The sequence below is a fragment of the Aequorivita sp. IT1183 genome (assembly GCF_058068265.1).
Genome location: NZ_JBYRHS010000001.1, coordinates 127073 through 139977 on the forward strand (window position 1 = coordinate 127073; position 12905 = coordinate 139977).

Consider the following 12905-nt stretch of genomic DNA (forward strand, 5'->3'; position numbering starts at 1 on the left):
TAATTATACCTATGTTAAAGCAACAATTAAATTTTAAACTTTCCCAAAAATTATCGCCTCAGCAGATACAGTTGATGAAGATGATTCAACTCCCTACGCAAGCTTTTGAGCAGCGTATATCTCAGGAATTAGAGGAAAATCCAGCATTGGAAGGCGGAAAAGAGGAAAGTGATGACTTTGATGATGAATTTAAAAACGATGAGTACGACGACGATTATGATGAAGGCAACGAAGTAATTGAAACCGACATTAACGTCGACGATTATTTAAGCGATGACGAAGTGCCAAGCTATAAACTTTCGGCAAATAATTACAGCGCAGACGATGAGGAACGGCAAATGCCTTACGCGGCCGGAACTTCATTTACGCAGTATTTAATGCAGCAATTAAATACGTATCGCCTAACGGAAGAAGAAAAAGAAATTGCACAATTTTTGGTGGGTAGTGTAGATGAAAGCGGCTACATACGTCGCGAGCTTCAAGATATTGTAGATGATTTAGCCTTCACGCAGAATGTTTATACTTCCGAAGATAAGGTTGAAAAAGTACTGAAAATAGTTCAGGAATTAGACCCTGCTGGTGTGGCGGCGCGTGATTTACAAGAATGCTTATTAATTCAATTAGAGCGAAAAGAACACAAGCATTCCGTTGCTTTGGCGATTGATATTATTGATGAGTCTTTTGACCATTTCAGCAAAAAACATTACAAAAAACTTATTCAGAAGCTTGATATTACCGAAGACCAGCTTCGAGATGCTATTCACGAAATTGAAAGCTTAAACCCAAAACCTGGCGGAACTTATTCCGGTAATAATAGAATTGTGGAACACGTAGTACCCGATTTTGCAATTAAGATTGTGGACGGCGAATTGGATCTTACCTTAAATGGAAGAAACGCACCAGAGCTTCACGTGAGTCACGATTACACTAATATGCTAAAAGGCTACAAAGAGTCTAAAGAAAAGTCTAAGGCGCAAAAGGACGCTGTAATGTTCATTAAACAGAAGCTAGACGCAGCCAAATGGTTTATAGATGCCATTAAACAACGCCAGCAAACGCTTTTTGTAACTATGAACTCCATAATGCATCATCAAGAGGAATATTTTTTGAGTGGCGATGAGCGCAAGCTAAAGCCTATGATATTAAAAGATATTGCAGATAAAATACATATGGATGTCTCCACAGTTTCACGTGTTGCAAATAGTAAATATGTAGACACGCCATACGGAACAAAGTTGATAAAGGAGTTTTTCAGCGAATCGATGAAAAATGACCAAGGCGAAGATGTATCTACTAAAGAAATTAAGAAAATTCTAGAAATAACTATTTCCGAAGAGAATAAGAGAAAACCACTTACAGACGATAAACTAGCTAAAATGCTACTTGAAAAAGGGTATCCGATAGCACGGCGTACCATTGCTAAATACCGCGAACAATTGGATTTGCCAGTGGCGCGATTACGAAAGGAGATTTAATGAGAATTTTTCTAAAAGCAGCTTCGTATATTTTTCATCCATTGCTGATGCCGCTCATGGGCACCGTACTTTATTTTATTGTTACTCCACGATATTTGGAACCTCAGTTAATGCGTGCCAATCTTTTTGGCATCGCGATTATCACCCTTTTTATTCCAATAGTTGTTTTCTTCCTTCTGAAAAATTTAGGAGTAGTGAATACCATTTATTTGAAAGATGTAAAGGAGCGAAAATTCCCTTTAATGATTCAGTGTATCCTACTGCTACTTATCATTAAAATGATATTTGATCCTTATGATGATCCTGAACTTTATTACTTCTTTGTTGGCTTGCTTTTTTCTGCCTTTAGTGCGCTTGTAATGGTGCTTTTTAAGATGAAAGTAAGTTTACACCAAATGGGAGTAGCGGGTATTTTAATGTTTCTTGTTGGCTTGAGCGCTCACTTTAAAATAAATCTTTTGGTAACTATAAGTTTCTTTTTATTTGTGAATGGCTGGGTTGCTTCATCTCGCTTAAATAGTGATGCGCATACGTATCCCGAACTCGGAATAGGATTTATGTTGGGAGTTATTCCGCAATTGATTTTATTCAATCTTTGGTTATAGAATATAGAAAAGTAAACCCACTTTTAAAGTTTTAAAATCTACACTTTCTCCATCTATGGTTTCAGCATTCTTGAAAAAGGGATTTATACTATAGGAAGCAAAAAAATTAAAAGTATTATACCCCAAGCTGACCGTAGCAGAAAGTCTCACGGGGTCGAATTCTGGAATCTTCGTTTGAGTAACCGAGTTTCCCGTCTGTTTGAAAGTTGATTTGTACCAATATGCATATCCCACTCTAAAACCAGTGTACACTCTCCAAAACTTATAGCTAGACGCAGTTGATGTTCGCCATCTAAACTCTATAGGAGCTTCTATAACCGCCATATTAAAGCGATTTCGTGTATATTCTACGTTATCATCTAAAATTCTAAAGAAGGTTTCGTCGGTCTCCGTTTCACCTATAAAAAGATTTTGTCCAAATTGGTCCAATGCAATACCGGCACCGATGGCAATAGCCAAGTTTCGACGTTTATTGATTGGCATATCTCTTAAAAATCCAAACTGAACTCCTCCAGAAAGACCACGAATAGTTCCGCCAGATGGAAGCCCTAAAGGAACATTATAGGTTACACCAATATAAAATTGGTCTTCACGATATAATGAATCCACACTCGCGGGAGGAATAGTATCCTGAGCTATAGTTTGAAAAGAAACTAGAACCAGAAAGGAAGTAAAAATATATTGAAGTGCTCTCCGCATAATGACCAAAGATAAATGTATTTTCAAGAATATGGGATACAAAAAAACGCCTTGAATCGAAATACGACACAAGGCGTTTATAAAATTAAGTCGATTAACTTATTGGCCTACTTCATTTCCAGGAGTAGTAATATAAATAAGTTTTAACATATTTAAATCACGTAATTCCTGTTTAATATCCGTAACCATACCAGTATTTGTTTTCTCATCAACTTTAAGTGCTACCATTACTTTATCCTGAAGTTCAGGAAGTAGTTTTTGGCGTGCTTCGGTTAATGCGAATTTAATATTGGTTATATCTGTGTATTTATCGCCAATCTGGATTTTAGCCTCAGAACCATATTTATCTTGGTATCTAGAGCTTGGTTTTCCAGCATATATATAAACAGATCGATCTTTTTTCAATTTTTCAACCTGATCTGCTTTTGGCAATTTATTCTGAACAAGCAAATTGTCATCACGCAATACTGTTACCACCATAAAAAAGAATAATAACATAAAGACGATATCTGGCAGAGACGCTGTGTTTACTGCAGGTAATTCGTTACTTTTTTTCTTTCTAAACTTTGACATAGTTGTATTATTATTGTCCAGATTTCTTTGGTTCTGCTTCTGAAAGTTTCAATGGAAAGAGTTTTTGAATATTCTCTAATTTCTCTTGAGTTGCCTCTAAATTCCCTTTAAAACTTCCTTCATCTATGGATTTACTCATTTCGGTAAATTTCCATCCGTAAAGCCTTTCAGCCTCCCTATCTCTCAGAAAATTGTATGCAGCTACCAATTCATTTTGAACGGCAATGTACATTTTATAAGAAGTAAGTCTGTCATTTTGAACAGAGATTACTGCCTTATCTGGGTTATCTGATGAATCTGGATTACGTTGTCCTTTGCAATAATTGCAATATTCTGGGCTGCCTGAAGCTGCTCCACCATTATCAAGAAAAGTGATTGCTGCTTGACGAAGATCTTTAAGCTCCATCAATTTTTCTTCAACTAATAATTGATCGTTCCTGTTTACGTTTACAATAAAGAGGTTCTTTTCTTTAATTTTTGGCGGGTCAACAACATCTTCCTTAGGTGGTAGCTGTCTCGCGATTCCTTTATCCTTTTCAATGGTAGTTGTTACCAAGAAAAAGATAAGTAATAGGAAAGCGATGTCAGCCATCGACCCTGCATTTACTTCGGGTGTTGCTCTTCTTGCCATTATTTTGCTACTTTTTTGATTCCGCTGAAAACCATTGAGCCAACAGCGATTACAGCTAATATGTAAAAGGTGTATAATCCTGTACCAACCCATTTAGATCCGCTTTCAGAAAGCATTTCGCCTTCTTGCATTGCCATTGGATTTGAATCTGCTAAAACGTAAGAGATTACTACTATAAGTACAAAAGCTCCTACAGAGATAAGCGTATTTTTAAGGTTTCCTGCGAAAATTCCTTTTAAAACAAAGAAGAGAACAAACACAAGCGTAATTGCAAATGTAATGTAAGCAACATACAAGAAACCATCAACTCCTTCGCCAGTTGCTGTTACGGCCACGTCACCTTTGGTGATGATCATTGCAAGAAAAATGGTTCCTGCAACGCCTAGAAGCAACGCTACTATTTTTAATATTTTATGTAATGCCATCTTGTGGTTTGTTTAGATTTTGTTTTTTGTTTTGTAGTCGAACAACATGTCGATCAAGGTAATGGAAGCATCTTCCATACTGTTAACGATACTATCGATCTTAGCGATAATATAATTATAAAAAATTTGAAGTATAATAGCCACGATCAAACCAAATACGGTTGTTAAAAGTGCAACTTTAATACCACCTGCCACAAGTGAAGGGTTCATATCACCCGCCGCCTGAATTTTATCGAAGGCAATAATCATCCCGATTACCGTACCCATGAAACCAAGCATTGGCGCAAGAGCGATAAATAGAGAGATCCAAGAAACATTCTTCTCAAGTTGACCCATTTGAACACCACCGTAGGCAACAACTGCTTTTTCAGCAATGTCAATACCTTCGTGGGCGCGGTCTAAACCTTGATAATAGATTGAGGCAACTGGGCCTTTAGTGTTTCTGCACACTTCTTTAGCAGCTTCAATTCCGCCACTGTTTAAAGCGTCTTCAACTTCTTGTGCTAGTTTTTGAGTGTTTGTAGTAGAAAGGTTAAGGAAGATAATTCTTTCAATAGCAATTGCCAATCCAAGAATTAAACACAATAATACGATCCCCATAAATCCAGGACCACCTTCTACAAAACGCTCTTTTAACTCTTGGTGGAATCCTTTATCAGGTTCCGCTGCTGGGGCCGTTTCATCTTGAATAAAGGAAACTGTGGCTGCTGTTACCAAAGCTTGTGAACTAGTTGGCATTGTCTGCGCTGTTGTAGCGTTCGCGTTTAATGTGCCTACAAATACCATTGAGGCAACCGCCATAATAGAAAATAATTTTTTCATTGCTATCGACTTAAAGTTTGTTTTTAGTTAAAGGTTTAAAGATATAAAATAATTTAGTTAATCTGCAAGAATATTAATTTGTATGAAAAGGATGACCTATTTCGTTTTAAAACCGCTACAGGAAGATCTTTTACTTTCAAATTAATTAAGAACTTATACATTTCCATCGGGACTAGCACTAAGACGCTTATCTTAAAATACTATGCTGAAAATACATTTTACTATATAATGACAAAGATTAATTTTTCTCTCCCAAAAAGTATTTGCAGAGAGGAAGGGATTCGAACCCTCGATACGCTTTTGGCGTATACACGCTTTCCAGGCGTGCGCCTTCGACCGCTCGGCCACCTCTCTAAATTTTATTACCTCCGTTCGTCGTCTACTGCGGAAGCACAAATATATTTCAAATATTCTGGGAAAATACCGCCCTTAAAAACTGGGAAAGGCATCTAGCTCGAAACGAGTGCCAAATATCAAAAAAAAAACAACGCAATAAAATAATTTAAGAGGTTAATTTATAGCATTTCTCCGCGCAAAGAGGTTTCAAATATGGTTTTGAAGCTGTTAGCCGAAATATTCTGCCCTAATAAATACATAAGTTTTGCCAATGCTGCTTCGGTAGTGCAATCTTTTCCGCTAATTACACCTATCTTTTTAAGTTCTGTACTAGTTTCATAAAGCCCCATATTAACACTTCCACCCGAACACTGGGTGACATTTATAACAGGAATCCCCTTTTTTATCACAGCTTTTAGCGGATTTAGAAACCAATCGGCATTAGTAATGTTACCTGCACCGTAGGTTTCCAGCACCAATCCTTTCATTTCTGGATAATCAAAAAGATATTTAATTGTAGCTTCATCAATTCCGGGAAACATTTTTACCAAAAGGATATTGCTTTCCAAGATTTTATGAACTTTCAGCTTTTTTCTTCTATTTGGCCTATAAAGCGCTTCATTATTAACTACTAAATGAACCCCACTCTGTACTAGTTCTGGGTAATTAAGCGATGCGAAAGCTTCAAAATGTTCCGCATTTATTTTTGTGGTTCTATTAGCGCGGTATAATTTGTATTCAAAATAAAGACAAACTTCAGCAATTTTTGAAACTCCTTTTTCCTGAAGCGAAGCAATTTGAATGGAGGTTATTAAATTTTCCTTTGCATCTGTGCGTAAGTCCCCAATTGGTAGTTGCGAGCCAGTAAAGACCACAGGCTTTCCCAAATTTTCTAACATAAAACTCAATGCTGAAGCGGTATACGACATTGTATCACTACCGTGCAACACAACAAACCCATCCATTTCGTCATAATGCGCTTCTATAATAGTAGCAATGTCCACCCAATATTTCGGACTCATGTTGGAACTATCGATTGGTTTTTCGAATGTAGTGGTGGTAATATTACAATCCAATAGTTTGAGTTCGGGAATATGGTTCAGCAATTCATTAAAATTGAAATTGCGAAGCGCGCCAGTTTCAAAGTCCTTTATCATCCCGATGGTTCCGCCGGTATATATAAGGAGTATGTTGGGGTTAGTTTTCATTTTGGCACTTTTTTATAGTAATTTATTGCAAATTCTGGGGATGTTCCTCAAGGAAACTTAGCATTTAGGTTTTCAAAAATAACTCAAAAATTGCGGCTTAACGCATTGGTTAAACAAAAACCCAAAAGCACCAACCAAAAAGGCCAGCGCTTCAATTATATTAAATTTAAAAGTGAAAATTGTATTATAGAATAGTAATATTAATTATTATGAAGTCGTCTAATCCAGATTTGAATTTCAATTCATAATCGCCCGGAGTGGAAGCGCTAAAATTATAGGTCGCCGATATTCTGTCTATAGACTGTGTACAGGCGCGACACTCATATTCAGCATTTACAACAATGGTTTGCGAGTTTCCATCGCGAGTTTCTTCAAATTCATTGAAAACACCACAACCGTTTTTAACAATAAAAATAACCTCTATTGGAATGGTTTCACCAACATTGCCAGTGTCTGGAGCGTTTATACTTTCAACATAGGCGGTCTCGAAGGTTGACCCACAGTCATCTTGGTCATCATCATTATTACAGCTAATTAATGATGAAAAAATTACTAATACGAATAAATAATATTTCATTGCTTTATGTTTTTAAAAGTTAGAGCCTAATATTAAATCTTAAAAATATCCTTAGAATTCTCAGTAGTAACCCGAGCTATTACTTCTTCCGAAACATTGTAAATCTCAGAAAGCTTCTTGCAAACAAACGCTAAAAAACTGCTTTCATTGCGCTTACCGCGAAAAGGTGCCGGAGCAAGATAGGGCGAATCGGTTTCCAGAACGATTTTCTTTAACGGAATCTGGTTCAGAAAAGTATCAATTTTTCCGTTCTTAAAAGTAACCACGCCGCCAATGCCTAGTTTCATATTATATGAAATTGCTTTATGCGCCTGTTCCAAAGTACCCGTAAAACAGTGAAATATTCCGAAGAGATCATCGCTTTTTTCTGTTTCTAAAACTTCAAAAATTTCATCAAAAGCATCACGACAATGTATCACGATAGGTAATTTGTACTTTTTCGCTAACTGAATTTGTCTTTTGAAAGCTGTTTTTTGAATGCCCAAAGTAGAAGTATCCCAGTAAAGATCTATGCCAATTTCACCAACAGCGTAAAAACTTCTGCTTTTGAATTGTGCCTCCACGTGAGCCAATTCTTCTTCAAAATTTTCTTTTACCGAGGTTGGATGTAAGCCCATCATTAAAAAAACGTTCTCTGGGAATTCCTTTTCCAAAGCATACATAGCTTCGGTATATCCAGAATCGATGGCAGGAATAAAAAAGCGTTTTACGTCTGCCTCAAAGGCGCGACGCATCATTTTATGACGGTCGTCTGCAAAAGCATCGCTGTATAAATGGGTGTGCGTATCTGTTAACATAGCACAAAGCTACTTATTTTGTTTGCTATCTTTGCACAAAAAAATTAATGCAATTACGCAAATTTATTGAAACGGAGGGTTTTTACCGTGTTCCATTAAAAAGTCTTGCCACGGGACACTATCTGTTTTCCGCAAAAATCAATGGTGTTTCAGGTAATTTTATTTTAGATACGGGCGCTTCTACAAGCTGTGTTGGCTTGATTGATAGCGCACATTTTTTGTTGGTTAGCGAAGAAAGCCTCATAAAAGCCGCTGGAGCCGGCGCCACAAATATGGAAACCATGCTTTCTCGCAGAAATAAATTCAAAATAAAAAATTGGAGCATCAAAAATATGGACTTTGTGCTTTTTGATCTTTCGCACGTAAATGAGGCACTTCAACAAGCTAATGAAGGCCCAATTCACGGAATAATTGGCGCCGACTTTTTAAAAGAACACAGAGCGATAATAGATTATGGTAGAAATTGTTTTTATATTAAATAGAAGGATCCCTCGTGATGCGTTTATTTCCAATAATTTGAGTATTTTTAGCTTCCTCTGATATAACTCAATCGTGCTTAAAAAAATAATAGCATTCCTCCTCATTATTTCAATGTACTCTCTTACAGTACATGGGCAAGATATTAGGCAATTTGAAAAGATTGTAAATACAACAAAAAGCAAAACACAAAAACTTACTGCGCTAGACAGTCTATTAAAGCGCACTTTCTCTACAAATCAAGATGCTTTTATTAAGTATAGCCTAATATACATAGACCTAGCTTTAGAAATAGATAGCATTGAGTTGGCTGCTAAAAAAGCAATGAATCTGCAGTATCCGCTAACAAACTATGCAAACGATCCGTTGAATGCAATCACTATCATTAACAGTGTTTTAGCTCGTAAATACAAAATAAATAACAGCCTTATATTGGGCAGCTTGTATATTAAACGAGGCAGCGCTAATACCAAAGTAGATCTAAACAAGGCTATTGAAGATTACAATACGGCGCTTGAAATAATTCCGCAAGAAAACACTTTGCAAATAGCAGACATCTATTTATTTCGAGGCCAAGCATACTCACAGATGGGGAAGTTTGTTCTAGCGGGTGAAGATTTAACCCGCGCCTATACTATATACGAGCAGAAAAAAGCCTACGATTATATGGTTTATGCACAACAGGGTATTATTAGCATGTTTAGCATGAACGGTTTTTACGAAAAATCGAAAATAGAACGCGATGCGCTCATTAAAAAAATGAAGAGCTTAGAGCTTAATAAATTTATATCCTACGAATATTACAATCAGGCACTTGATTATAAAAAGATGGGCAATACAGATTTAGAGTATAAATCTTTATTATTAGCTGAAAAGAGCTTCGACCATTCCAATACAAATAAAGCAGTTTATGTAGGTATTCTTTCAAGGCTTATAGAATATTATTGCAACGAAAACCAAATTAGCGAGGCTGAGAAATCTTTGACTGCAATAGAAGCCTTAGATTTAAATATCTCAGGAAATCCTGCTGCCGAGCTAAATTATTTAAGCGGAAAAGCAAAATATCTACAAACAATAGGAAGGTATGAAGCAGCATTGGCACTAGCTCAGAAAACACTAAATCTTGCCAAAAAGCTCGGAATTGAAGATGAAATAATGCAAACCCATTCACTGTTGTCTGAGATTTATTTCGACATGGGCGAGTACAAGAAAAGTATTCAGAACTCCCAAGCTGCTACTGAAATAAAAGATTCCATTTATAACCGAAGTACAGCAAACGCACTTGCATATTATCAAACACTCTACGAAACCGAAAAAAAAGAAAAAGAACTAGTAGCGAAAACCTCCAACATAAGTCTTTTAGAAAAGGATAATGAGAGTTTTAAAAAAGCCCTTCTTTTTGGTGGAATTGCAATTCTATTGGGCTTTGGCCTTATCTTGCTCTACAGAAACCAAAGACACTTAAAAAGCCATAAAGTGCTTCAAGAAAAATTTAGTCAGGAATTACTTATATCGCAGGAAAGCGAGCGCAGAAGAATCTCGAAAGATCTTCACGATGGCATTGGCCAGCAACTATTGGTGATAAAAAACAAATTGACAAAAAGCGGCGATGCAGATACCAAGAAAATGGTGAATGACACTATAGAAGAAGTGCGTACCATTTCTCGCGACTTACATCCCTTTCAACTTCAAGAGCTCGGCATTACCAAAGCCATTGAATACAACATCAACTTAATAGACGAAAACACAACCCTTTTTATTTCTGCTGAAATTGATAATATAGACAATATATTCACAAAAGAAGACGAAGTAAATATCTATAGAATTATTCAAGAAAGCCTGAGCAATATCTTAAAACATTCACACGCCGAAGCGGGAAAAGTTTCAGTGAAAAAATTTGCAAGCAACGTTTTAATTTCCGTGCGCGACAATGGCGTGGGTTTCGATTTTGCCGAAAAATATCAAGACGTAAAATCTTTAGGCTTAAAAACATTATTAGAACGTACCCGATTTTTAAAAGGACAAATGAAGGTAACGTCTAAAAAAGATACCGGCACGGTGCTGGAATTTCAATTTCCATTATGAACAAAACTACACCATCTATTATTATTGCAGACGACCATCCCCTCCTATTGAAAGGATTAAGCGACTTTTTAATTGAAAAAGGCTATAATCTTTTAGGAAGTGGCAACGACGGAAGAGAGGCTTACAATCTAATAACCCAGAAAAAACCAGACATTGCAATTCTAGATATTCAGATGCCCTATATGTCTGGATTAGAAATTGCGCAACAATGTAAAGGAGCCAATATTGACACCAAAATAGTTTTAATTACGCTTCACAAAGAAAAGGAACTGTACCAAAAAGCTAAAGAGTTAAATATATTTGGTTACATCTTGAAAGAATTCGCTTTAGAAGAAATTGAAAACTGCATAAAAACAGTTAAAGAAGGCGTTCCTTTTTTCAGCGAAAAGATAAAAGAACTTATAGGTGTCGTGCAATTGGAAGATGGCGAGCTCGATATGCTTACTCCTTCAGAGAAAAAGATTTTAAAACTAATTGCTCAGGACAAAACGAACAAGGAAATTGCTTCGCAACTTTTCATCTCGTACCGAACAGTAGAAAAACACCGAAGCAATATTATCACAAAACTCAAGATTGAACCCAAAACAAATAGTTTGCTTATTTGGGCAAAAGAACATCACGACAAGTTGCTATTGTAATAATTCGAAAAAATAAATTTACGTGTTACCACGTATTTCATATCTCTATTTTATGACGGATATTTACAATATGAAAGATTCGGTATCTATAGAAGATAAGAGAAAGAGTTACCGCAAAATGCTAAAAGGCAAGAAATCTGCTATTATAGTATTAATTGTTTCGATTGTTTTAATTCTTTTATTGAACCTAATCAACACGATTCTTTTTAACTAAAAAATTGTTTACTAGCTAACCAAAAAAATCCGGCTCTAAAGGCCGGATTTTTTATTGATAATTATTTTATTTTGAAATTATAATTCCAAAGCACGTTTTACATCGTCGTTCATCAAAAGTTCTTCAGGACTTTCCAATGCTTCTTTTATTGCTACTAAGAATCCAACAGATTCACGACCATCAATAATTCTGTGATCGTATGAAAGCGCAAGGTACATTACTGGTGCAACTACAATACCACCATCGCGCACTATAGCACGCTCCACAATATTGTGCATTCCTAAAATGGCAGATTGCGGTGGATTAATAATAGGAGTAGAAAGCATACTTCCGAAAACACCACCGTTAGAAATGGTAAACGTTCCGCCAGTCATTTCATCTACTGTAATTTTACCGTCACGAGCTCTAATTGCAAGTCTTTTTACCTCGTCTTCAACACCTCTAAAACTTAAGTTCTCTGCATTTCTAATTACAGGAACCATCAATCCTTTTGGTCCAGAAACAGCAATTGATATATCTTTAAAATCGTAGGTAATCATATAATCACCATCAATCATTGAGTTTACATCTGGGTATAGCTCTAATGCGCGCACCACTGCCATTGTGAAGAAAGACATAAAACCAAGTCCAACTCCGTGCTTTTCTTTAAACTGTTCTTTATATTGGTTACGCAGAGCAAAAATAGCAGTCATATCTACTTCGTTAAAAGTAGTTAGCATTGCGGTTTCGTTTTTTGCAGAAACTAAACGCTCGGCAACTTTTCTGCGAAGCATTGAAAGTTTTTTACGTTCGCTTCCACGGCCACTAGCTCCAGGAGTTCCCATAGATGGAGTAGCATTGTTAGCGTCGTCTTTAGTAATACGTCCATCACGACCTGAACCCTTTACATCTTTTGAAGACATAGATTTTTCGTCAAGAATTTTCTTGGCTGCAGGTGAAGGTGATCCAGTGGCATAGGTTTTTTTATCTTGCTCTTGATTTGGAGTAGATGATTTTGAAGGAGCTTCTTCTTTCTTCTCTTTAACAGGCTCTTCCTTGTCTCCGCCAGGTTTTTTAGCATCTGTATCAATTATGCAAACTACTTGCCCAACTGCTACAACATCTCCTTCTTCAGCTTTCAAAGTAATAATACCACTGGCTTCCGCTGGAAGTTCCAATGTTGCTTTATCACTATCTACTTCAGCGACTGCTTGATCTTTTTCAACATAATCGCCATCTTTTACAAGCCAAGATGCTATTTCAACTTCGGTGATGGATTCTCCCGGAGACGGGACTTTCATTTCTAATGCCATACTATTGCTTTTTAATATAAACCTGAGTTTACAAGTCTTTAAAGTTAATTT

The 12905-nt window shown here is 36.4% G+C and carries 14 protein-coding genes and 1 tRNA gene; 5 read left to right on the forward strand and 10 right to left on the reverse strand.

Annotated elements, in window-relative coordinates; all coding sequences use genetic code 11:
* Nucleotides 1–11 precede the first annotated feature (11 nt).
* On the forward strand, nt 12–1475 hold the full coding sequence (rpoN, locus tag AC3RVF_RS00510) for an RNA polymerase factor sigma-54 (RefSeq protein WP_489690603.1): 1464 nt from the start codon (nt 12–14) through the stop codon (nt 1473–1475).
* Entirely contained in the window at nt 1475–2080 is a 606-nt protein-coding gene (locus AC3RVF_RS00515) for a hypothetical protein (protein ID WP_489692509.1), read from the forward strand. Before rpoN ends, AC3RVF_RS00515 begins: the two co-directional genes overlap by 1 nt.
* Here AC3RVF_RS00515 and AC3RVF_RS00520 read toward each other — a convergent pair.
* The 9 genes from AC3RVF_RS00520 to AC3RVF_RS00560 all read right to left on the reverse strand — a co-directional run bounded on the left by AC3RVF_RS00520 (nt 2075) and on the right by AC3RVF_RS00560 (nt 8148).
* Nucleotides 2075–2779 carry an outer membrane beta-barrel protein gene (locus AC3RVF_RS00520; RefSeq protein ID WP_489692510.1) on the reverse strand — a complete coding sequence of 235 codons (705 nt, stop codon included), beginning with the start codon at nt 2777–2779 and terminating at the stop codon, nt 2075–2077. The two genes, AC3RVF_RS00515 and AC3RVF_RS00520, sit on opposite strands and share 6 nt — an antisense overlap.
* Nucleotides 2780–2878: 99 nt before the next feature.
* The gene (locus tag AC3RVF_RS00525) at nt 2879–3352 is read right to left on the reverse strand and encodes an ExbD/TolR family protein (protein WP_489690600.1); all 474 of its coding nucleotides are present in this window, start codon (nt 3350–3352) and stop codon (nt 2879–2881) included.
* 10 nt (nt 3353–3362) lie between these two features.
* Nucleotides 3363–3983, reverse strand: coding sequence for an ExbD/TolR family protein (locus AC3RVF_RS00530; protein ID WP_489690599.1), 621 nt, complete (start codon nt 3981–3983; stop codon nt 3363–3365).
* Entirely contained in the window at nt 3983–4408 is a 426-nt protein-coding gene (locus AC3RVF_RS00535; RefSeq protein WP_489690598.1) for a hypothetical protein, read from the reverse strand. Before AC3RVF_RS00535 ends, AC3RVF_RS00530 begins: the two co-directional genes overlap by 1 nt.
* A gap of 12 nt (nt 4409–4420) precedes the next feature.
* Nucleotides 4421–5230, reverse strand: coding sequence for a MotA/TolQ/ExbB proton channel family protein (locus tag AC3RVF_RS00540; RefSeq protein WP_489690597.1), 810 nt, complete (start codon nt 5228–5230; stop codon nt 4421–4423).
* A gap of 266 nt (nt 5231–5496) precedes the next feature.
* Nucleotides 5497–5584 (reverse strand) — tRNA-Ser (locus tag AC3RVF_RS00545).
* Between the two features lie 161 nt (nt 5585–5745).
* Nucleotides 5746–6774, reverse strand: a complete 1029-nt coding sequence (locus AC3RVF_RS00550) for an asparaginase (RefSeq protein WP_489692511.1) — start codon at nt 6772–6774, stop codon at nt 5746–5748.
* A gap of 184 nt (nt 6775–6958) precedes the next feature.
* On the reverse strand, nt 6959–7351 hold the full coding sequence (locus AC3RVF_RS00555) for a hypothetical protein (protein WP_489692512.1): 393 nt from the start codon (nt 7349–7351) through the stop codon (nt 6959–6961).
* Nucleotides 7352–7383: 32 nt separating this feature from the next.
* Nucleotides 7384–8148 (reverse strand): TatD family hydrolase, encoded by a 765-nt coding sequence (locus AC3RVF_RS00560; RefSeq protein WP_489692513.1) that lies wholly within the window; start codon nt 8146–8148, stop codon nt 7384–7386.
* Between the two features lie 47 nt (nt 8149–8195).
* Between AC3RVF_RS00560 and AC3RVF_RS00565 the strand changes: the two genes are divergently transcribed.
* The 3 genes from AC3RVF_RS00565 to AC3RVF_RS00575 all read left to right on the forward strand — a co-directional run bounded on the left by AC3RVF_RS00565 (nt 8196) and on the right by AC3RVF_RS00575 (nt 11348).
* Complete coding sequence (locus tag AC3RVF_RS00565) at nt 8196–8630, forward strand: retropepsin-like aspartic protease family protein (protein WP_489690593.1); 435 nt, start codon at nt 8196–8198, stop codon at nt 8628–8630.
* Nucleotides 8631–8739: 109 nt separating this feature from the next.
* On the forward strand, nt 8740–10710 hold the full coding sequence (locus tag AC3RVF_RS00570; RefSeq protein WP_489690592.1) for an ATP-binding protein: 1971 nt from the start codon (nt 8740–8742) through the stop codon (nt 10708–10710).
* The gene (locus AC3RVF_RS00575; RefSeq protein ID WP_489690591.1) at nt 10707–11348 is read left to right on the forward strand and encodes a response regulator; all 642 of its coding nucleotides are present in this window, start codon (nt 10707–10709) and stop codon (nt 11346–11348) included. The genes AC3RVF_RS00570 and AC3RVF_RS00575 overlap by 4 nt, the downstream gene beginning before the upstream one ends.
* A gap of 291 nt (nt 11349–11639) precedes the next feature.
* Here AC3RVF_RS00575 and odhB read toward each other — a convergent pair whose 3' ends face one another.
* On the reverse strand, nt 11640–12854 hold the full coding sequence (gene odhB / locus AC3RVF_RS00580) for a 2-oxoglutarate dehydrogenase complex dihydrolipoyllysine-residue succinyltransferase (RefSeq protein WP_489690590.1): 1215 nt from the start codon (nt 12852–12854) through the stop codon (nt 11640–11642).
* Between the last annotated feature and the right edge of the window lie 51 nt (nt 12855–12905).

Excerpts from the sequence above, each read along its gene's own strand:
- rpoN (WP_489690603.1), top strand. The coding sequence starts at position 12 with ATGTTAAAGCAACAATTAAATTTTAAACTTTCCCAAAAATTATCGCCT.
- AC3RVF_RS00515 (WP_489692509.1), top strand. The coding sequence starts at position 1,475 with ATGAGAATTTTTCTAAAAGCAGCTTCGTATATTTTTCATCCATTGCTG.
- AC3RVF_RS00520 (WP_489692510.1), bottom strand. The coding sequence starts at position 2,779 with ATGCGGAGAGCACTTCAATATATTTTTACTTCCTTTCTGGTTCTAGTT.
- AC3RVF_RS00525 (WP_489690600.1), bottom strand. The coding sequence starts at position 3,352 with ATGTCAAAGTTTAGAAAGAAAAAAAGTAACGAATTACCTGCAGTAAAC.
- AC3RVF_RS00530 (WP_489690599.1), bottom strand. The coding sequence starts at position 3,983 with ATGGCAAGAAGAGCAACACCCGAAGTAAATGCAGGGTCGATGGCTGAC.
- AC3RVF_RS00535 (WP_489690598.1), bottom strand. The coding sequence starts at position 4,408 with ATGGCATTACATAAAATATTAAAAATAGTAGCGTTGCTTCTAGGCGTT.
- AC3RVF_RS00540 (WP_489690597.1), bottom strand. The coding sequence starts at position 5,230 with ATGAAAAAATTATTTTCTATTATGGCGGTTGCCTCAATGGTATTTGTA.
- AC3RVF_RS00550 (WP_489692511.1), bottom strand. The coding sequence starts at position 6,774 with ATGAAAACTAACCCCAACATACTCCTTATATATACCGGCGGAACCATC.
- AC3RVF_RS00555 (WP_489692512.1), bottom strand. The coding sequence starts at position 7,351 with ATGAAATATTATTTATTCGTATTAGTAATTTTTTCATCATTAATTAGC.
- AC3RVF_RS00560 (WP_489692513.1), bottom strand. The coding sequence starts at position 8,148 with ATGTTAACAGATACGCACACCCATTTATACAGCGATGCTTTTGCAGAC.
- AC3RVF_RS00565 (WP_489690593.1), top strand. The coding sequence starts at position 8,196 with ATGCAATTACGCAAATTTATTGAAACGGAGGGTTTTTACCGTGTTCCA.
- AC3RVF_RS00570 (WP_489690592.1), top strand. The coding sequence starts at position 8,740 with ATGTACTCTCTTACAGTACATGGGCAAGATATTAGGCAATTTGAAAAG.
- AC3RVF_RS00575 (WP_489690591.1), top strand. The coding sequence starts at position 10,707 with ATGAACAAAACTACACCATCTATTATTATTGCAGACGACCATCCCCTC.
- odhB (WP_489690590.1), bottom strand. The coding sequence starts at position 12,854 with ATGGCATTAGAAATGAAAGTCCCGTCTCCGGGAGAATCCATCACCGAA.